Annotated in this window: 28 protein-coding genes and 1 pseudogene; all 29 read right to left on the bottom strand. The window is 63.8% G+C overall.

What is annotated here, in order from left to right; all coding sequences use genetic code 11:
- Positions 1-10: 10 nt before the first annotated feature.
- The 29 genes and pseudogenes from B5D52_RS07025 to B5D52_RS06890 all read right to left on the bottom strand — a co-directional run bounded on the left by B5D52_RS07025 (position 11) and on the right by B5D52_RS06890 (position 15,645).
- A complete protein-coding gene (locus tag B5D52_RS07025; RefSeq protein ID WP_016148029.1) occupies positions 11-1,399 on the bottom strand; it encodes a site-specific DNA-methyltransferase in 1,389 nt (462 codons plus the stop codon).
- Positions 1,400-1,411: 12 nt separating this feature from the next.
- A complete protein-coding gene (locus tag B5D52_RS07020) occupies positions 1,412-1,666 on the bottom strand; it encodes a hypothetical protein (protein WP_016148028.1) in 255 nt (84 codons plus the stop codon).
- On the bottom strand, positions 1,659-1,922 hold the full coding sequence (locus tag B5D52_RS07015) for a hypothetical protein (protein WP_016148027.1): 264 nt from the start codon (positions 1,920-1,922) through the stop codon (positions 1,659-1,661). Before B5D52_RS07015 ends, B5D52_RS07020 begins: the two co-directional genes overlap by 8 nt.
- Positions 1,915-2,316 carry a nucleoside triphosphate pyrophosphohydrolase family protein gene (locus B5D52_RS07010; protein WP_016148026.1) on the bottom strand — a complete coding sequence of 134 codons (402 nt, stop codon included), beginning with the start codon at positions 2,314-2,316 and terminating at the stop codon, positions 1,915-1,917. The genes B5D52_RS07015 and B5D52_RS07010 overlap by 8 nt, the downstream gene beginning before the upstream one ends.
- Complete coding sequence (locus B5D52_RS15900) at positions 2,313-2,681, bottom strand: hypothetical protein (protein ID WP_016148025.1); 369 nt, start codon at positions 2,679-2,681, stop codon at positions 2,313-2,315. Before B5D52_RS15900 ends, B5D52_RS07010 begins: the two co-directional genes overlap by 4 nt.
- A 55-nt stretch (positions 2,682-2,736) precedes the next feature.
- The gene (locus tag B5D52_RS07000; protein ID WP_016148024.1) at positions 2,737-3,450 is read right to left on the bottom strand and encodes a hypothetical protein; all 714 of its coding nucleotides are present in this window, start codon (positions 3,448-3,450) and stop codon (positions 2,737-2,739) included.
- A 35-nt stretch (positions 3,451-3,485) separates the two neighbouring features.
- A complete protein-coding gene (locus B5D52_RS06995) occupies positions 3,486-3,851 on the bottom strand; it encodes a hypothetical protein (protein WP_016148023.1) in 366 nt (121 codons plus the stop codon).
- Between the two features lie 19 nt (positions 3,852-3,870).
- Positions 3,871-4,245: a hypothetical protein gene (locus B5D52_RS06990; protein WP_016148022.1), complete on the bottom strand. Its 375-nt coding sequence runs from the start codon at positions 4,243-4,245 to the stop codon at positions 3,871-3,873.
- Positions 4,205-4,814, bottom strand: a pseudogene (locus tag B5D52_RS06985) (MT-A70 family methyltransferase). Before B5D52_RS06985 ends, B5D52_RS06990 begins: the two are co-directional and overlap by 41 nt.
- Entirely contained in the window at positions 4,811-5,002 is a 192-nt protein-coding gene (locus B5D52_RS06980) for a hypothetical protein (protein WP_016148019.1), read from the bottom strand. Before B5D52_RS06980 ends, B5D52_RS06985 begins: the two are co-directional and overlap by 4 nt.
- A complete protein-coding gene (locus tag B5D52_RS06975) occupies positions 4,999-5,676 on the bottom strand; it encodes a Holliday junction resolvase RecU (protein WP_016148018.1) in 678 nt (225 codons plus the stop codon). The genes B5D52_RS06980 and B5D52_RS06975 overlap by 4 nt, the downstream gene beginning before the upstream one ends.
- A 5-nt stretch (positions 5,677-5,681) precedes the next feature.
- Entirely contained in the window at positions 5,682-6,203 is a 522-nt protein-coding gene (locus B5D52_RS06970; protein WP_016148017.1) for a DUF7768 domain-containing protein, read from the bottom strand.
- Positions 6,204-6,217: 14 nt separating this feature from the next.
- The gene (locus B5D52_RS06965) at positions 6,218-7,192 is read right to left on the bottom strand and encodes an ATP-binding protein (RefSeq protein WP_242825647.1); all 975 of its coding nucleotides are present in this window, start codon (positions 7,190-7,192) and stop codon (positions 6,218-6,220) included.
- Positions 7,104-7,961 (bottom strand): hypothetical protein, encoded by an 858-nt coding sequence (locus B5D52_RS06960; protein ID WP_016148015.1) that lies wholly within the window; start codon positions 7,959-7,961, stop codon positions 7,104-7,106. Before B5D52_RS06960 ends, B5D52_RS06965 begins: the two co-directional genes overlap by 89 nt.
- A 74-nt stretch (positions 7,962-8,035) precedes the next feature.
- On the bottom strand, positions 8,036-8,461 hold the full coding sequence (locus B5D52_RS06955; RefSeq protein ID WP_016148014.1) for a single-stranded DNA-binding protein: 426 nt from the start codon (positions 8,459-8,461) through the stop codon (positions 8,036-8,038).
- Positions 8,461-9,261 (bottom strand): ERF family protein, encoded by an 801-nt coding sequence (locus B5D52_RS06950; RefSeq protein WP_016148013.1) that lies wholly within the window; start codon positions 9,259-9,261, stop codon positions 8,461-8,463. The genes B5D52_RS06955 and B5D52_RS06950 overlap by 1 nt, the downstream gene beginning before the upstream one ends.
- A 12-nt stretch (positions 9,262-9,273) precedes the next feature.
- Entirely contained in the window at positions 9,274-9,900 is a 627-nt protein-coding gene (locus tag B5D52_RS06945; protein WP_016148012.1) for a host-nuclease inhibitor Gam family protein, read from the bottom strand.
- Complete coding sequence (locus B5D52_RS06940) at positions 9,890-10,045, bottom strand: hypothetical protein (RefSeq protein ID WP_016148011.1); 156 nt, start codon at positions 10,043-10,045, stop codon at positions 9,890-9,892. The genes B5D52_RS06945 and B5D52_RS06940 overlap by 11 nt, the downstream gene beginning before the upstream one ends.
- A complete protein-coding gene (locus tag B5D52_RS06935) occupies positions 10,042-10,716 on the bottom strand; it encodes a cell wall hydrolase (RefSeq protein WP_016148010.1) in 675 nt (224 codons plus the stop codon). Before B5D52_RS06935 ends, B5D52_RS06940 begins: the two co-directional genes overlap by 4 nt.
- A gap of 12 nt (positions 10,717-10,728) precedes the next feature.
- Positions 10,729-10,995 (bottom strand): hypothetical protein, encoded by a 267-nt coding sequence (locus B5D52_RS06930; RefSeq protein ID WP_016148009.1) that lies wholly within the window; start codon positions 10,993-10,995, stop codon positions 10,729-10,731.
- A gap of 5 nt (positions 10,996-11,000) precedes the next feature.
- The gene (locus tag B5D52_RS06925) at positions 11,001-12,401 is read right to left on the bottom strand and encodes a DNA cytosine methyltransferase (RefSeq protein WP_016148008.1); all 1,401 of its coding nucleotides are present in this window, start codon (positions 12,399-12,401) and stop codon (positions 11,001-11,003) included.
- 5 nt (positions 12,402-12,406) lie between these two features.
- Entirely contained in the window at positions 12,407-12,805 is a 399-nt protein-coding gene (locus B5D52_RS16695) for a 3'-5' exonuclease (protein WP_016148007.1), read from the bottom strand.
- Positions 12,780-13,118: a 3'-5' exonuclease gene (locus tag B5D52_RS16690; protein ID WP_016148006.1), complete on the bottom strand. Its 339-nt coding sequence runs from the start codon at positions 13,116-13,118 to the stop codon at positions 12,780-12,782. The genes B5D52_RS16695 and B5D52_RS16690 overlap by 26 nt, the downstream gene beginning before the upstream one ends.
- Positions 13,111-13,809 carry a DUF6273 domain-containing protein gene (locus B5D52_RS06915; protein WP_016148005.1) on the bottom strand — a complete coding sequence of 233 codons (699 nt, stop codon included), beginning with the start codon at positions 13,807-13,809 and terminating at the stop codon, positions 13,111-13,113. The genes B5D52_RS16690 and B5D52_RS06915 overlap by 8 nt, the downstream gene beginning before the upstream one ends.
- Complete coding sequence (locus B5D52_RS16335; RefSeq protein WP_016148004.1) at positions 13,806-13,985, bottom strand: hypothetical protein; 180 nt, start codon at positions 13,983-13,985, stop codon at positions 13,806-13,808. The genes B5D52_RS06915 and B5D52_RS16335 overlap by 4 nt, the downstream gene beginning before the upstream one ends.
- Complete coding sequence (locus tag B5D52_RS06905) at positions 13,982-14,824, bottom strand: hypothetical protein (RefSeq protein ID WP_016148003.1); 843 nt, start codon at positions 14,822-14,824, stop codon at positions 13,982-13,984. Before B5D52_RS06905 ends, B5D52_RS16335 begins: the two co-directional genes overlap by 4 nt.
- Positions 14,812-15,084 (bottom strand): hypothetical protein, encoded by a 273-nt coding sequence (locus B5D52_RS06900; RefSeq protein WP_016148002.1) that lies wholly within the window; start codon positions 15,082-15,084, stop codon positions 14,812-14,814. The genes B5D52_RS06905 and B5D52_RS06900 overlap by 13 nt, the downstream gene beginning before the upstream one ends.
- 13 nt (positions 15,085-15,097) lie before the next feature.
- Entirely contained in the window at positions 15,098-15,289 is a 192-nt protein-coding gene (locus tag B5D52_RS06895; protein ID WP_016148001.1) for a hypothetical protein, read from the bottom strand.
- A complete protein-coding gene (locus B5D52_RS06890) occupies positions 15,286-15,645 on the bottom strand; it encodes a helix-turn-helix domain-containing protein (RefSeq protein WP_016148000.1) in 360 nt (119 codons plus the stop codon). The genes B5D52_RS06895 and B5D52_RS06890 overlap by 4 nt, the downstream gene beginning before the upstream one ends.
- Positions 15,646-15,776 lie beyond the last annotated feature (131 nt).

Raw genomic sequence — 15,776 nt, 5'->3', positions numbered from 1 at the left:
GGTCAGGGCGTCACTCCTGTCCACCTCCTTCCTCGTCAGGGTCGAAGATCCCGGCGATCTCCTCACGCGAGAGCTCCCGGCCTTGACGGACGCAGCGCACATTCTGTTTTCCTGTTATTCTGATGTATCGCTTGACGATGACATCCGTGAAGGCCGGCGTCAGCTCCATGATGTAGGATGGCTGGCCGTATGCCTCGCAGGCGGCCAGCGTGGTGCCGGAGCCGCCGAAGGGGTCGTAGACGCCCCGGGCGAAGTCCGTGTTGTCGACGAGCTTCTCCAGTAGCTCGACCGGCTTCTGCGTTGGGTGCAGCTCATTCCCGGAGCGGGAGACGCTCAGGACGTTGCCGTACCCCTTGTGGCCGTCGAAGTGTGTGGCGGCCCGGGCGGCGAACAGTATAAGCTCATGCTGTGAGCGCCAGCCGACGCCCATGCCCGGCGTGCCCTTGTCCCATACGAGCTCCGACTTGACGCCGAAGCCGGCAGCCTCGACGAGGTCGAACAGGTACACCCACATTCTCCAGTCGGTGAAGATGTAGGCATAGAGGCACGGGATGTCGGTGAGGGCCGCCCGTATCAGGTTTTGGTAGCCCCGGGTGCTGAGGATGTCGTTGGCGATCTTCGGGGCCTTGCCGTCTTTGCGCTCGGTGCCGATGCTGCCGGTCGACTTCTGCGCCTCCTTTTGGCCGCCGGAGCAGTAGGGCGGGTCGGTCAGCAGGATCTCTGGCTTGGCCCCGTCCAGCAGCAGGGCGCGATCCTCGGGGTGTGTGCAGTCCCCACAGAGGACGCGGTGCCGGCCGAGGATCCACAGGTCGCCGTACTTGGTGACGGGCTCGGCCGGTGGCGGGATCTCGGCGTCGGGGTCGCCCTTGGGCTCCTCAGTGTGCAGCGCCTCGGACAGGGCCGTCACGATGTTCCCGTAGTCCTCCTCGGTGTAGCCGGAGAGCATGAACGGGATCTCGCCGGTGTCGAGGTCGGCGAACACTTCCGCGAGGAGCTTGTTGTTGGTGGTGGCGAGCTCCGCGATGCGGTTGTCGGCCGTCAGGTCGGCCAGCTCCTCGGCCTCGCTGGCGTAGTCCTGATAGTCGACCGGCGCCTCGGCCATGTCGCCCAGCTCGGCGGCCATCATGCGGCCGTGGCCCTTAACGATGAAGCCGCTGCGCTTGCTGACGGTGATGGGGCCGCGCCAGCCGGTGGCCCTTATAATCGACGCGAGGAGCTTGATCTGCTCCGGCGGGTGCTGGTTCGGGTTTTTCGGGTTGGGTCGCAGATCCTTCAGCGGGACGATGGCGTCGTGGGCGCAGAACACGGGGACGCCGTCGGCGTAGGCTTTAGGCTTCGCGGTGGTGACATACTCGGCCAGCTCGGGGCCGGCCTGCGGTTGGGGTTTCTCTTTTCCCATCGGTTTCCTCCTTTACCTGTTGAATATTACAAGGAGTATATGCCAGTTTCGGAGCATGGCGTCGAGGGACGAGTAGGGGCACTTGAGGCCGTCGTCTGGAGCGATCAGCACGACCTCGCCCTTGCGCTTTACAACGGTGACGGCATAGAAGCGGCCTGCGTGGAAGCCCATGCTCCCATGCTTGCCGGTGAAGATCGCGCTCGCCTTCACGGTCGGCCGGATCCGCAGCTCTTTCTCCAGCAGCTCGCGGGCCTTGTCTCTATTCATGGTGGCGGCCTCCTCTCTTGAAGCGGTCGGCCTGCGGGCAGGTGGCCCAGTGTGGCCGGTAGCCGGCGTCGGTGGCGTTGGCCCCGGGTACGATCTCGCAGCTCACTACCTCGCCCCGGGTGGTGACGACCTTATCCTTGCCGTCTGGCGTGGCCTTGTAATAGACCGGCGCCGGGTCGCAGGGCATGGCCTTCCCGGCGGGCGTCTTAATCCACACGATAGGGGCGCCGCAGCCGCGGCAGGTTGCCTTATTCATCCGGGGCACCTCCTTCACGGGGCTGAGCCCCGGAGCCGACCGTGCGGCACCAGATCCCCGGCTCGGGCTGCTTGTTCAGCCAGTCGTGTAGGTTGGACTCCGCGTAGCTGTTGAGCCGTCCGAGCAGCCGGCGCAGCTTGTCCTCCTCGACCTCGTCGGTGCTGCGGGCAAATATGAGCCGGAGCTGGTCGAGCATGATCTGGACATCCGCGATCTCCTCGATGACGTTGACGATGGCTGCGGTGGTGGTGGCCCCGGGCGTCGCCCGTTTGACCTTGCAGAGGGCCTTGGTCAGCTCGGCCATCTCCTCGACGGCCATGTCGATCTGAGCGGCTTCTCCGTAGCGACGAATGGCCCGCAGCATAATGTCACGGCGTTCTCTTTCGTCCATCATCTGTTCCCGACCCTCCTTTCGGCCTGCTTGAGGAAGGCGATGCGCTTCTTCAGCTCGAGGTCGGTCTCCCCGGGCTGGCGCTCGAGGCCGTAGTGGCGGGCCTGCTCGTCGATGCCGAGGCTGCGCTCCTGCCGGCGCTGCTTCTCCTCGGTCTGCTGGACGCCCTCCTTCACGAGGACGACGATCAGGACGACCAGCAGCACGGCGAGGACGATGGCCGCGGGGATCCAGATGGGGGCCAGTACCCACAGCCAGCTCCATGAGATGACGCCGGTGAGCTTCAGGACGATGAAGGCGATGGTCAGCAGGCCGCAGAAGCCGATCCCGCCGCCGGCGCTACCGTTGTTGTTGCTGTTGTTGTTCATTGTGCTGCTCCTCTCTTAATGGCCGAGCGGGCCGCAGCCCGCCCGGCCGGTGTCCTTACTGCATGATGACGACCTTTCCGGCCTCGATCAGGTCGGCGAGGTTGGTGTTGAAGTAGTCGGCGATGTTCTTCTTGGCCTCGAGCTTCCAGATCCCGCCGTCGGCCTCGAAAAAGCCGATGCCCTCCTCGGGGTGCACGCGCAGCAGGAACTCGCTCTCGGGCTGCTCCACCTCGAGGAAAGTGCGGAAGGGCCGCAGCAGGACGCGGGGCTTCACATCGACCAGAGCATTGAGGGCCACGCCCTGCCGGGCCTCCACGGTCTGCGTGACGCCGTTGTCCTTGGTGCTGACGCTGTTCTCGTCCGTCATCCGGCTCAGCAGGTCGAGCAGGTAGGCCGTGCCCTCGTTGGGGATGAACAGGCTGCGCAGCTCGATCAGGGCGACCTCACGGCTGCGGAAGCCGGTATAGAGGCCCGGGGCGTCGGCCTCGGCGCGGTAGAGGATGTTGCGGGAGAAGTCCGGCAGGTAGGTGGTCATGACCTCGACGCTCTTGTAGCTCTTGGCCTGCACCATGATGGTCGTGCCGACTTTCCCCAGCTCGGTGCGGATCAGCTTGCAGATGCCGTCCAGACCGCTGACGCTGATGGCCTCGGGCCGGTCGACATGGGGCGGGATGCGGGTGAGGTGGCCGTCGGTGTAGGTCTGACCGCCGATCTCGAAGGTCTTGGTCTCCTTCAGGCTGACGATTTTGTCGATCATTTTGGCGAGCATGGTGTTGTCCTCCTTGTGAATGAATATTTATGCGCTTATGCGTGGCTGACGAGCTTGAGGAGCTTCGGCTGCTCCTGCTGCGTGCCGTCCATGTTGAGCTGCCCGGGCACCTGCGGCACCATCTCGGCCACGACGAGCTCGCCGTTGGCGTCGCCGGTGACATAGAGCGAGGTGGCGACCGGGTTGGTGGCCGCGAGGGTGCTCTTGGCCGTCACCGAGACTTGGATCTGCCGGCGCTCGTCGTCCGGCGTCAGCTCGATGGTGAGGGTGATCTTGCGCTTGGCGGTGGCCTTGGTGTTGGGGTCGAGGATGTTCTGGATCACCTTGTCCATCTCGTAGTCGACGCGCTCCTCGAAGGCGCCGCGGGCCATGCGCATGATGCTGTCGCGGTTTTCGTTCATCTTGTTTCTCTCCTTCCTGTCAGGCCCCGGGGCCGAGGAGCGTCATCTGCTCCGGCCCGGTGGCGGGGTTGTCGGCCGGCGCGGCCGCCTGCCGGTCTGCTTCCTTGACTTGCTGCGCCCGGGCCCACACGGCCTCGGTGGCGTCCGAGCGGGTGGCCTTCCTGCGGCCGACCGTCTCGAGGATCCCCATCTGCTTCATCTCGGTGAGGCGCGGGGCCACATAGTTGCGGTTGAAGTAGGGGATCTGGCCCGAGGCGACGAGCTCCTCGGTGATCTCGCTGGCGGTCATCTGCCGGCCGCCGAGGGTCTCGAGGATCAGCCGGCAGCGCTTCTCCCTCTTGGGGAGCACAGCGTCATAGCTCTGGCGCCGGGTCTCTTTGGTTGTTCTGTCCATCGGTTTCCTCCTCTCTGGCGCTGGCTGCGGGCGCTTCGTTTCCCCATGCGTCCCATCCGGGAGCAGCCTCTCGAGCGAAAAGCTCGATCCGAGGCAGGTCTCCCATCAGCTCGACGATCCTGTCGCGGATCTCGGCCGGCTTTTGGCTGTGTTGCCGGGCAGGGGACAGAAGGACGCTATGCACGCTGGCGCTCACGCGCTTCGGCTTGCCCTTCACAGCGAGGAGGCAGATCTCCGAGTTGCTGCGCGTCCAGTTGCCGAGCCCCCAAAACAGGCCGGCGCCGTTTTTGTTCTGTTTCACCCAGTTGAAGGCGATGGTCTTGTAGGTAAAGCCCCACGCCTCGATCACATCGAGGGCCTCGCGGAGCATGGGGAAGGTCGCCCACATAAAGAGGGTGCAGTCGCTGTTAGCAATACCCCCCCGCAGCTCCGACGCCCATTTTCTTGAGCTCCTCGATGGTCATGGTGTCGTAGTGCTTGGAAGCTGCGGCCCGGGTGCCCCTGTTCTGGTAGCTCCACGGGGGATCCGCGTAGATGATGCTGTACTTCTTGTCGGGGAGCGGGATCATGTCGTCTCCTCCTTTTCGAGCTCCTTCTTGGCCTTGGAGAGCAGCCATGCCCGGATGCACCTCTCGCAGGTGATGGAGTCCACGCTGATGCGCTGGCACTTGGCGATGGAGTCGTAGCGGCACAGGCCGGCCGCCTGCATGATGGTGGCCGCGATCTTCACGGCCCTGCTGTCGACGGTGTCCTTCATGGCTGCGCCTCCCTGACGGTGATGATAAACGGCTGCTTTTGCAGCTCTTGCTTCAGGCGCTCGAGCTCCTCGGGGCTCAGGCTTTTCACTGTGACCACATCCGGGGGCAGGCCGTCGAGGAACTTCACGAAGCCGGCCACGACCGGCACCTTGTAGGGCTTCAGCTCGTCCCGGGTCATGTACTTGCGGCCGTAGGTGGCGGCCATGTCCCGCCAGACGGGCCACGGGACGCGGAAGCACTCGGTCAGGCCCATGGAGACGAGGACGAAGGCGACGGCGCCGAGCTTGTGGTGGTGTTCGAGATCGTCCCGTTGCTCCTTGGTCAGCCGGTTGAACTCGATGCGGTCGTCGTCGGTGTGCTTGGCCTCGAAGTAGACGCTCCGGCCGCCCTTCAGTGTGCCGCCGTAGTCCGGCTGGGCCTGCTTGGTGTAGCAGGCGAGGAACTGGCCCTTGCGGTTTTTCGGCCCGAGGGGTTTCATAGGCTCCGGCGTCTTTTCGATCTTGGCGAGCCCCCGGTCGCGGTAGTAGTCGCAGGAGCCGGAGATCATCGCCTCAAAGTAGTTGCCGGCAGCCCGGGCGCGCTGGCCTCGGATCTGCGCCCGGATGTGCTTCTCTGCCTCGTATGGGGTCGGGTCGTTGTAGCCCTCGGCGTTTTTCTTGGGATTGTCTGCCATGGCTATCACCCGCCGATCTCGATCCGGCTGCCCGGCTTGTCCTTCAGGTGCTTGGCGAGGTCGAAGATGATCCGGCCGTCCAGCTCGATGCTGATGGGCCCGTGGTTCATGTGCTCGTTGCAGCGAGCCATAGCCCTGAAGGCCGGCACCCGGACGACGACGCTGCCGGCGTCCTGCGGATCCTCGTCCCGCTTCTCGGCCTCGGGGATCTCGCTGATGGCCTTGAAGCCGTTGAGCACGGGGATCCCTCGCTCCCGGGCCAGCTCGATCTCGGCGGCCATGCCGGCGGTCGGGCAGTCGAGGCCGAAGGCCCACAGCTCGTCGCACATCAGCACCAGCTCGCGGCCCATTTTGAGGGCGGCCTCGCGCTCGGCCGGGTTGGTGTCGTCCATGAACTGCGTGAGGTAGATGTGCGGGGTGATGGGGATGCAGCCGCGCTCCACGGCGGCCCGGCTGAACTCCTTGGCCCGCTGGATGTTGTTCTCGTAGTCCCCGCGGCAGGGGGAGCAGATGTAAACCTTTTTCATGTGGTCGTGTCCTCCTATCTCTGGCGCCAGCTCTGGCCGGTGAGGGTGATCGCCCTGCACATCTCCATGAGCCGGTCGATGGTGGCCCGGGCGGTCATGTCGTCCCGCGTCTCCCGCGGGGTCATGCGCCCGATCAGGGCCTCGGTGTCGTAGTTGGTGGTCACTATGGTCGGCAGGTATGCCTCATAGCGGCCGTTGATGATGTTGTAGACCGTGGAGATCGCCCACTCGGTCGGCGGTTCCTTGCCGATGTCGTCGATGACGAGGAGCGGGACGGTCTTGTAGATCTTCAGCACGCTGCCCTCGTCGGTGTCGCGCTTGGAGAATGTGCGCTTGATGCGCTCCAGCAGGTCGATCATGGTCATGCAGACGACCGGCCGGCCCTGCGCGATCAGGTGGTTGGCGATGGCTGCGGCGAGGTGTGTCTTGCCGGTGCCCGGCGGGCCTGCGATGAACAGGCCGTTGCGGCCGGGCTCGGGAGCCCCGGGCCGGGGGAGCAGGCTGTCGAAGCTGTCGGCATACCTGCGGGCCGCTGCGGCTGCGCGCCGGTTGTCGTCGGTGATCTGGAAGGTGTCGAAGGTGCGCCGCAGGAAGCGGTCGCCCATGCCAGACTCGCCGACGATGCGACTGATGCGCTCCCGCATTTTGCGCTCGGCTTCGGCCTTCTGCTTTTCCTCCTCCTCGGCGGCCTTGGCGGCCTTTTCCTCCTCGTAGGCTTTCACGGCCTGCGGGCAGGTGCAACGCTCGGCGCCGTAGGGCGGCCAGATGATGCGGTCGCCAAACTTGAAGCCCTTGTGGTATCTCATGGCCCCGCAGAACTCGCAGCGGACGGGCTCAGGGGTGTCCGGCAGGCCGGCGACGCGCTCGTCGTTGCTCCAGATCCAGCGGTCGTCAGGCTCGTCACTCGTCATCGTCTGCCGGCTTGAAGCCCTTGCCCCAGTCTCGGCCGGTCTCGGGCCCATGCTGAGGATCTCGCTGATCGACTGCATCCGCGCTCACCTCCTCGCCGTTCTCCCAGTAGCCCCCGTTCAGCCATGTGGCCGGGTTGGGAATAAAGCGGCCGTTTTCCCGGCGCCACTGTTCGCTGCGCTTCTGCGTGCCTATGGCCTGCATGATGGCCTCGTGCAGCTCGGCCGTTGGTCTGATCTTGTTCCACGCCTTGAGGGCGTACTGCTTGCCCACCTTCTTCGGGTAGGCACTCCAGAACTCGTCAAACCGGGTTTCGATGGCCGACTTCTTCGCCGCGCCACTCCCCTCGTCAGAGGGGGTAGGGGGTGTCACACTCCCTTTCTTTACTCTACTCTGGTCTACTCTACTCTTGCCGCCGGTCGCCTTTTGGTCGGCCGCCGGTCGCTCGTCGGTCGGTGCGGGGTCTCCCGGCGTGTCGTCCGCAGACGAAGCGGCGGCAGCACGGCGGCGGGCCGACCGCTCTTTCTCGGCCTGCCGCTGGTCAATCAGCTTGCCGGCGTACTCGTACCAGTCGTGGATCTCGAGCGCGCCGTCCTCATTTTCGTCGATCCAGCCGGCCCGGATCAGCGTTTCGGCCAGCTTTTCGGGGTCTCCGTCCCATTGTGCCGCCCGGGCGATCATGCGGGGAGTGATGCCGGCGAGGTCTCCCTTGGGGGCGTTATCGAGGGCCCACAGCCAGAAGGAAACGAGCAGCCCCATCATGTGCGGCGGGGTGATCTCCAGCTCGTCGGCGGCGTCAAAGAGCTTGCGGTGGTCTTTGAGCGTCTGATGCACTTGCAGCCATGCCACGGTCGTCACCTCCTTCTATGCGGTCGCGTGTCTTTGGCTTGGTTTTGGTCGGACGCCGGTTGTCCGGCGGTCGCTTAGAAGGGCAGATCCCCGCCATCGTCATCCACCTCGGTGAAGTCTCCCGAGCTGTCCGGGTAGCCGCCGGCGTCTGCGAAGTCACCTCCGCTGCTCTGGCTGTCCTTCTTGCTGTCGCAGAAGTGGACAGAGTCGACGGTGATCTCGGTGGCCTTGCGGTGGTTGCCGTCCTTGTCGTCATAATTGCGGCTGGTGATCTCGCCCTCCACGAGGACGAGCCGGCCCTTGCTGAGGTACTTGCCGACGAACTCGGCCTGCGCACGCCACGCGACGCAGTCGATGAAGTTGGTGATCTTCTTCCCGTCCTTGGTCTTTCGGCCGGTATCGCTGGCGAGCCGGAAGCTGGTGATCGCCACGCCGCTCGGTGTGTGTCTGAGCTCAGGATCGGCCGTCAGCCGCCCTTGGAGTCCTATGTGGTTATACATCAGCCTTGCCCTCCTTGCTGCTTATGCTGCGCGGCAGCGGCGTCGAGAGAGTTGCAGATCTCGTCGTACTCCTGCCGGCTCAGTGTGGCCGGATCCTGCTTTTTGTACTTCTCGAGGATCCGGGCGTTGGTGCGCTCCTTGCTCATGCCGGCGGCCTCTGCCTTCTTGTAGAGCCGGGTGAGCTGCGCGTCGGACAGTCGGCCGGAGCCCTGCCCCTGCCGCTGCTGGCCCTGTCTGGAGCCGCCAGAGGTGCCCCCGGGGCCCTTGCCCTGCGCGCTGAAGTCGCTGTTGTCGGGGTCGTCCTCGCCTTGGTCGATGCTGAACTTCTCGAACAGGTAGTATTTCAGGGCATAGGTGTGGGCGGCGCCCTTGGCCTTGGCCGGGTCGTCGTTCCAGCCGAGGGCGTGGACGACGGCCTCCAGCGTCTCGTCGTCGTTGTCGAGGTTGATCCAGCGGATCGTCAGGTCGGCCTCGTAAAGGAACATGAGCTTGTCGCCCTTGTAGGTCTTGGTCTGCATGGTGATCCAGTAGACCGGGTCGCCGTTCTCGGCGTAGCGCGTGGCCTTCTCGCCGACGACCTCGAAGTCGACGCCGAGCTCGTTCATGATGGGGGTGATCTTCTCCCACACATCGTAGATCTTGGCGTACTTATAGCTGACGCCGTCGCTGTGCTGCTTCTTCACGATCTCCGGGCAGGCTTTCCGCATTTCGACGAGCTTCTGCCGGAGCGTCAGACAGCGGGCCTCGATGGGAGGGGCCGCAGCAGCGGCCGCCTCCGGCTTTTTGGTCTCAGTTGCCATGTGGCACCTCCTTTAGATGTCGACCGTGAAGGTGGCCGGGGTCTCGTAGGCCGTGACGCCCTCCACGATCTCGCCGGTGCTCTGGATGGTGGCGATCTCGCCGGTGTAGGCGAGAAGCTTCTTCAGCTCGCCCCACTTGGCCGACTCCTCGACCTTGACGAGGTCGCCGTAGCCGTTTTCGCGCAGCCACGGCACCAGCTTGGCGTCGTCGACCGTGGCCTTGACGGTGCCCTTCTTGAGGGTCAGGGTGCCGGAGAGCAGCCGGTATTTCTCGGTCGTCTTGGTGGTCTTGTGTGGCACGGTGTTGAAGAAGTCGGCGAGGCAGGAGGTCAGGAAGGCGGTGCCGTTCTCCATGCGCCGGCGGGCGGCTTCGACCTTCTCCTCGATGGCCGCCTTCTGCTGGTCGGCCAGCTCCTTCAGGCGGTTGTACTCGCTGCGCTCCTCGGCGATCTTGCGGATGGCCCAGTCGGCGCAGCGGTCGTCAGTGATACGGAAGGGGGCGCGCTCGCCCTGTTGCACGGTGCCGAGGTCGACCTGCTCCAGCTCGTCGAGGGTGACGGCTGGCAGCACCTCGGCCGGGGCCTCTGCGGCGGCCGCCTGCTGCTCTGCGGCGATGGCCGCGGTGGTCTTATCGCTCATTGTGGTTCTCCTTTCTGTCTGGCGCGCTGGCCTTAAAGGTCAGCATGACGCCGCAGGTGACGGGCTTGACGCTCTCGAGCTCGACGGTGTAGCCGTTGCGCAAGTGCAGGATCTCGCCCGGCTTCATATCAGTTGCGGGTCTCATTCGTTTGGGCTCCTTTCTGCGAAAAAGCGATGGCCGCCGACCTCAGCAACGAAGATCTGGCTCTCGTGCCATGTGCTCGTCACGAGCGCCGGGTTGTAGAAGTACATGACAGGGGCGTCGATAGCGACCTCGCCGCGGTCGAATACGGCCGCGACGGCGTCCTTGACGCTCTGCGTGGGGCCTGGTCTGTTGCTGGTATAGCTGTAAATCACGACGGCCTCAGAGGGCTGCACGCCCTCTTTCTCGGCCGCGTTGAGAATACACTGAGCGACCAGCATTTGCCCCTCGAAGCTCTCACCGCCGGCCTCTGCCATGACGACGCGCTCGACGGTGTCACGCTCGCTGGCGCTGAGATAGAAGCGGACGGTCGGCTCGGTCTGATCTGTCGTCTGCGCGCTTTCCGCGGGCGTCGTGACGACGGCCGCCGGACGTTCTGGCGCTGCGTCCGAAGCCGCCGGCCTTTCTGTTGTCACGCTCGAGATGACCATGACGATGCCGGCGACGATGGCGGCGGCCGCCATCAGGACGGACGCCTGCCGGATCCGGGTCTTGGCACGGCGCCGGCGGTGTGCTATACTTTGGGTGCGGGATCCGTGCGCTGGAGAGCTGCCGGATGTTCTCGCAGGGGTCGCCCGGTTGCAGCGGGCGGCTCTTTCTTTTGCTGCTTCCATGGTTTTCTCCTTTCACTGGCCCCGGGCCGCCATGATGGCCTCGCAGGCCGCGAGGGTGTAGTCGCTGAACTCGGTCTCCTTTACGGTATCGGCGGTCAGCAGGACGAGGTACTCGTCGTTGTAGTAGTCGATCTCCGGGTTGCGTTCCCGGCAGAGGTCGAGCTTCCTGCGGGCGTATGGCTCAGAGCGTTCCCACAGGCTGTCGGGGATCCAGCGGCCGAGGTACTCCTCGACGCGCTCACGCAGCTCCTCACTCGTGATGGTGATGTCCGGGGTCATGTTCTTCACCTCCTGAGTGTGCCTATTGCGTACTCGAGCGCGATGATGTCGCAGTTGTAGCGCAGGTTTTCCTCGTCGATGATGTGTAGCTTCTTCCTTTCGGCGAGAAGCTCAGAGAGCTGGTCGACCACGTCGAAGCCGTCAGGGAGCAGGGCGAGGGCGGTGTCGTCCTTCTCCTTCAGTGCTCGATCATTTTCAATGATCTGCTCCTTGATTTCCTCGGGGGCGTCCGAGAGGTCTGTCGTCTGGTCAGGGTTTTCGGGCGTCTCAGCCTTCTGCTCTGTGGTGTGCTCGAAGCGTTTGCCGAGCGCCCAGTCATCGCGGCGAAGGTCGAAGGCGTCGCCGAGCTGAATGATGTCGGGGTAGTTGCTGAGCGCGACGGTCATGGCGGGCTTGTCGATTTCGTAGGCGTAGTAGGTTACATTCGTAAAGCCCATTTTATCGAGGCAGTAGCGCCCGGTGCCGATGCCGTCATACATGGAGAGGACGACGATCTCCTCGTCCCTCGGCACGTCCTTCAGAGCTCCCGTGAGGATGTGGATGATGACCTCAGCCGTCCAGCCATTCCCGAGCCCGCGGTATCTTTGAGTTGCACTGACTGCCGATGTATAGCCATCCGGGAGAGTTTGGAGACGCTCGCACTCTGTTGGCGTGAACTTTCTGATGACGTAGTAGCCGTCCGGCAGTTTGATCGGGTACTTTTTCCCCTTGATCTCGATCTCTCCGTTGACCACCTCATAGACCGGCAGATCTTCGCCGTTTTGGTTGGTGACGACGAGCCTGCTCTGATGTCCCGATGCCGTGAGGGCGTTGGCTTTGCCGTCGGTTCTTACCTCGTATGCAGAGCCATTGTCTCGCCCGCGCCATGCGGCGCCTTGAGCCTCTCCTATGGTGCCGATCCTGATGGGCTCGGCAACCATGCTGTCGGTCTGCACGGTCGTCAGGGCATTGGCTTTGGGGATGCCGCTGGTCTCGAAGCGTCGGTACAGTTTTCCGTCGTCCTCGCGTCTGTTCCTGCATCCGACTCCGACCGCCGGAGCCCTGAGCTCGTACCCCTTTTCGGAGGTGGTCGTCTCGAGGATGTCCTTCAGCATGATGCCGCGATCCGCAGGCTGGTCGACGTTCCAGTTGAAGGCATAAAAGCGTTGACGGTTCTGCGCGCTCACGAGGGCGCTGTTGATGTGCATGAGATCCACGCCGAGCTCGTGACTGATTTGGTCTTTAATGGGTTGCGCGGCGCTCTTGTTGTTCTCATAGAGGAAAAAGTCGGGCTTGAATTTTTCCTTTGCGATCAGGTAGTTTCTGAACAGCTCCCAGCCGAGCCCTTCAGCTTCGACCTCTCGCCCTTTTTTCTGTGCGACGCTCCAGTAGGTACACGGAGAGCCGCCGATCAAAATCTTTATCATTCATTTCACTTCCTTCTTGTGCGGGCCGGGAGCGTCTGCTCCGGTCGGGTGATGGTCTTGTTGAAGCCCTGCGGCTCATAGCGCACGCCGGTGATCCGGTGGCCGCTGACGCCGTACTTGGGGTTGTAGCCGAACAGGTTGACGTAGTTGGCGAGGTCGTCCCGTTCCTCGTCCATGGCCTTCAGTACCTCAAACAGGGCGAGCACATCGTCGATGGCCCGGTGGCTGTTCTGCACCTTGTCCTCCAGCTCGTAGGCGATGATCGCGTTGGCGAGCTTGTGAGGATAGGCGCGCCGGTCTTTGTAGACCGTGAGGCTGTCCAGCCAGTCGAGGTGGCCGGGTTTGAAGCCCCGCAGCAGCTCCCTCAGAAAACAGGCGTCAAACTGTGCATTGTGGGCGATCATCAGGACGGGGCCGGGGCTTGACCAGCTTGAGGAAGCGGCTGACGGCCGTTCCGCTCTGCACGCCCTCGGTCTCCAGCAGCCGGTCGGTGATGCCGGTGAGGGCGACGATGTTCTCGGGGAGCTGCTCGCCCTCCGGCAGTTTGATGAAGGTGTCCATCTTTCCGGCGATCCGCAGGGCTCCGGCCGTGGTGCGCTCCACGCGCAGGGCTGCGAGCTCGATGATCTGGTCGTCCTCCGGGTCGAGGCCACTGGTCTCCGTGTCGAAGATGACGAGGGCCTTGTAGTGGTCGAGTAGGCTGGAGAGGTTACTCATGGGCCACCTCCGCTTCCCGCAGCGCCCGCAGCTTCCCGAGCAGGAAGGAGACTTCGGCCGTGAACTGCTCCCCGGTGGCATAGGTGCCGCCGAACTGCTCGACCAGCTCTGCGACGATGGTGCCGGCCTCCTGCGGGCCGATGCCGGCGTCCTCGTCGTCGACGGGGATCAGGAGATCGGAGTCCAGATAGCAAGCGGGGCGCAGACCGCAGTTGCCGTAGTAGGCGTAGTTCCAGTTCAGCGTGCCATCGACCCTGACGTAGCGGGCGCTATGCTCGTACCCATTGGCCGCGGTGCTGTATGCGGTCGAGAGCCACCACCAGTCGTCTGCGTTGGGGATGACATCGCGGTTGCGCCGGTACTGGTCGACGGTCAGCGAGAAGATGGTGACGGTGCAGGTGCCGTAGTCCTTCAGGCCGTCGTCGGCAGTCAGGTCGAGCTCGGTGGTGAGGAAGGCGTGCGGGCCCTTGACGGCGTCGATCAGGTTGTCGAGGTAGGGGCCGTTCATCCACTCCTTGCTGCTGGAGATGGCGAAGTTGTTGCGGTTGTTCTCGTCGAAGGGCTTGTCCGGGATCAGGTCGAGGCGCAGGCAGAGCGTCCGGCCGCCGGCCTCGTGCTCCAGCGCGACCCACTTCTCTCCGGCGTAGGGGAAAACGGTGCCGCGGGCGGCAGTCTCGAGGGCTTTCTTCATGGTTTTGCTCCTTTCATTTTCTGCGGACGGCCACTCTGGTCGGCCTGTTTATTTGGCAAGGTTTCGCCGGCGCGCAGCCGGCTCTCACAATGCGGGCAGATGTAGCCGCTGCGGGGGATTTTCTGGTATATGCTCACATTCCAGTGAAGGCCGCAGCCGACGCACTTGGCTGTCACGAGCTCCCACCTCCTTCCGAAGCCATCGAGGCAAAGAAGGCGCGCCGGATCCTGTCTTTGTACTTCTTGCGGACTCTTGCCCGCTTTGCGTGGAGCGCGTAGTGGCGCCACTTAGGCGGGGCACGGCGCAGCATGAAGTCGTCGAGCGACTCGGTGAAAAAGTCCGCGAGCGTTCTGATGGCCCGAGCCGCCCACTCGCCGATCGCCTTGATGGCTTCCGCGATCTTGTCGAAGGCGCCGAGGATCCGTTGCATGGTCTCCGGGCTGATATTCATGCTCCCGGCGGCCTCTGCGATGCGCTCGATGGCCTCCTCGGTGGCGTCGGGGTAATGGCTTGTCACGACCTCGGCGAGAGCTGTGTGCGCTTCTCTGGCCGCCTGCATGGCGTTGTAGTCCTCGGCGGTCATGCTGCCGTCGTATATGTAGGGGTTGAGCTCGTCCTCCGGGCCATCCACCAGACGCTCGCTGAAGGGAAGCCCAGCCTCGGTGGCCTGCTGCCGGGCCGCCTCGATGTCGGCCCGGGCCTGTGCGAGGATGTCATCATCTGCGAGCGCGTTGGTGCCGCGCTCGTAGTGGTAGCGGATGCCGGCGGCGATGTCCTCGATGGTCATGTCGCCGAAGTGACCGAGGTAGTAGCCGTTCAGAGCCACGGCCCTCGGGTCGAGGCGCAGGGCCTCGAGGGCGTCGTTGATGTCGTCCGTCTCCCACTCGTTGTTGCCGAGGTCGCTATACAGGGTGACGCTGTGCCACGAGCGGCCGGTGCGGTAGACGATCACCCAGCCGATCCCGTCGCGGATCTCACTGGCGACATCTCGGGCGATCTCTTTCAATGCTGCCATGCTGGTGCCTCCTCTCTGATGATGCGGACGACCGTGACGAGGTCGTCGATGTCGTGCTTGGTGATGTAGGTGTCGGTCTCGGGGAGCCCGAGGTGCCGCAGCAGCGGATCGGGCCCGTCCAGCAGGAAGGTGTGGACGGCCACGGCGTTCAGCCGGTAGACCGTCACCTCCACGATGCAGCGGCCGCCGTCGTCCTCCAGCTCGGCCGGGAAGGAAGCCCGGCAGAGCAACGAGGTGTTGAACTTTGGCACGGTGTTCATGCGTACCCCCCTCTCAGCAGCAGGCGAAGATCGCCGCGATCTGTGCCTTGGTGGCCCGCTGGAAGCGGGAATAAAAAACACGACCGCCGACTTCTTGATTGATGGCGTAGTGGCCGTCGGCGTAGCGTTTAATGAGCCACACCTTTCTGGCGTTCCACTTGTCCACCTTTCGTGTCAGGGTCGTGTTATTCTTTCTGCTTCTCATGCTGAGCACTCCTTTCTTCGGCCCGGCTGTGCCGGGGGTCCTTGGCTGTTTGGCTTTGCGACCGCTTTCTTGCCTCTGCGCTTGAAGCTCTCACGGAGCCGCCTCTCGGCCAGCTCTGCGCTGTACCCCTCGCGCTGGTTTGCGTCCAGCTCGCCGGTCGCGCCGCGCTGGAGCTCTTTGTAGATCGTTGTGTAGTGAACGGAGAGGCGGGCCGCGATGTCGGCGGGGCGGTCTCCGATCAAGTACCACGCCTCGATCTTTTTCCTGTCCTCGAAGGTCAGGTAGCGGTATTTTCCCGTCGGTCTCACCTCCGTCTTTTGGGGTCGATATAAAAAGAAAATGCACAGGCGACTCATGTGAGTCTCTGTGCATTTAATAATAATGGGGGCGTTGCCGTTTGTCAAGAGTAAATGCTAAAAAAGTCTAAAAAATTTTTCAGCGGGCCAGAATGAGGGCCAGCTCCTCCCGGAAAAGCTGCTCGGAGCAC

This window comes from Butyricicoccus pullicaecorum DSM 23266 (genome assembly GCF_900167005.1).
GTDB lineage: Bacteria > Bacillota > Clostridia > Oscillospirales > Butyricicoccaceae > Butyricicoccus > Butyricicoccus pullicaecorum.
Note: the sequence above shows the minus strand (reverse complement) of the source record. Positions and strands in the feature narration are given on the sequence as shown.

Bases quoted from the DNA above. Each gene is read 5' to 3' on its own strand.
- B5D52_RS06995 (WP_016148023.1), bottom strand. From the start codon at position 3,851: ATGAACGAAAACCGCGACAGCATCATGCGCATGGCCCGCGGCGCCTTC.
- B5D52_RS15900 (WP_016148025.1), bottom strand. From the start codon at position 2,681: ATGAACAACAACAGCAACAACAACGGTAGCGCCGGCGGCGGGATCGGC.
- B5D52_RS06925 (WP_016148008.1), bottom strand. From the start codon at position 12,401: ATGATAAAGATTTTGATCGGCGGCTCTCCGTGTACCTACTGGAGCGTC.
- B5D52_RS06905 (WP_016148003.1), bottom strand. From the start codon at position 14,824: ATGGCAGCATTGAAAGAGATCGCCCGAGATGTCGCCAGTGAGATCCGC.
- B5D52_RS06975 (WP_016148018.1), bottom strand. From the start codon at position 5,676: ATGGCAGACAATCCCAAGAAAAACGCCGAGGGCTACAACGACCCGACC.
- B5D52_RS06935 (WP_016148010.1), bottom strand. From the start codon at position 10,716: ATGGAAGCAGCAAAAGAAAGAGCCGCCCGCTGCAACCGGGCGACCCCT.
- B5D52_RS06940 (WP_016148011.1), bottom strand. From the start codon at position 10,045: ATGAGACCCGCAACTGATATGAAGCCGGGCGAGATCCTGCACTTGCGC.
- B5D52_RS16695 (WP_016148007.1), bottom strand. From the start codon at position 12,805: ATGATCGCCCACAATGCACAGTTTGACGCCTGTTTTCTGAGGGAGCTG.
- B5D52_RS07015 (WP_016148027.1), bottom strand. From the start codon at position 1,922: ATGAATAAGGCAACCTGCCGCGGCTGCGGCGCCCCTATCGTGTGGATT.
- B5D52_RS06955 (WP_016148014.1), bottom strand. From the start codon at position 8,461: ATGTATAACCACATAGGACTCCAAGGGCGGCTGACGGCCGATCCTGAG.
- B5D52_RS06945 (WP_016148012.1), bottom strand. From the start codon at position 9,900: ATGAGCGATAAGACCACCGCGGCCATCGCCGCAGAGCAGCAGGCGGCC.
- B5D52_RS06980 (WP_016148019.1), bottom strand. From the start codon at position 5,002: ATGAAGGACACCGTCGACAGCAGGGCCGTGAAGATCGCGGCCACCATC.
- B5D52_RS07010 (WP_016148026.1), bottom strand. From the start codon at position 2,316: ATGATGGACGAAAGAGAACGCCGTGACATTATGCTGCGGGCCATTCGT.
- B5D52_RS06930 (WP_016148009.1), bottom strand. From the start codon at position 10,995: ATGACCCCGGACATCACCATCACGAGTGAGGAGCTGCGTGAGCGCGTC.
- B5D52_RS07020 (WP_016148028.1), bottom strand. From the start codon at position 1,666: ATGAATAGAGACAAGGCCCGCGAGCTGCTGGAGAAAGAGCTGCGGATC.
- B5D52_RS06900 (WP_016148002.1), bottom strand. From the start codon at position 15,084: ATGAACACCGTGCCAAAGTTCAACACCTCGTTGCTCTGCCGGGCTTCC.
- B5D52_RS07025 (WP_016148029.1), bottom strand. From the start codon at position 1,399: ATGGGAAAAGAGAAACCCCAACCGCAGGCCGGCCCCGAGCTGGCCGAG.
- B5D52_RS16690 (WP_016148006.1), bottom strand. From the start codon at position 13,118: ATGAGTAACCTCTCCAGCCTACTCGACCACTACAAGGCCCTCGTCATC.
- B5D52_RS06890 (WP_016148000.1), bottom strand. From the start codon at position 15,645: ATGAGTCGCCTGTGCATTTTCTTTTTATATCGACCCCAAAAGACGGAG.
- B5D52_RS06965 (WP_242825647.1), bottom strand. From the start codon at position 7,192: ATGCAGTCGATCAGCGAGATCCTCAGCATGGGCCCGAGACCGGCCGAG.
- B5D52_RS06990 (WP_016148022.1), bottom strand. From the start codon at position 4,245: ATGGACAGAACAACCAAAGAGACCCGGCGCCAGAGCTATGACGCTGTG.
- B5D52_RS06970 (WP_016148017.1), bottom strand. From the start codon at position 6,203: ATGAAAAAGGTTTACATCTGCTCCCCCTGCCGCGGGGACTACGAGAAC.
- B5D52_RS07000 (WP_016148024.1), bottom strand. From the start codon at position 3,450: ATGCTCGCCAAAATGATCGACAAAATCGTCAGCCTGAAGGAGACCAAG.
- B5D52_RS06895 (WP_016148001.1), bottom strand. From the start codon at position 15,289: ATGAGAAGCAGAAAGAATAACACGACCCTGACACGAAAGGTGGACAAG.
- B5D52_RS06950 (WP_016148013.1), bottom strand. From the start codon at position 9,261: ATGGCAACTGAGACCAAAAAGCCGGAGGCGGCCGCTGCTGCGGCCCCT.
- B5D52_RS06915 (WP_016148005.1), bottom strand. From the start codon at position 13,809: ATGAAGAAAGCCCTCGAGACTGCCGCCCGCGGCACCGTTTTCCCCTAC.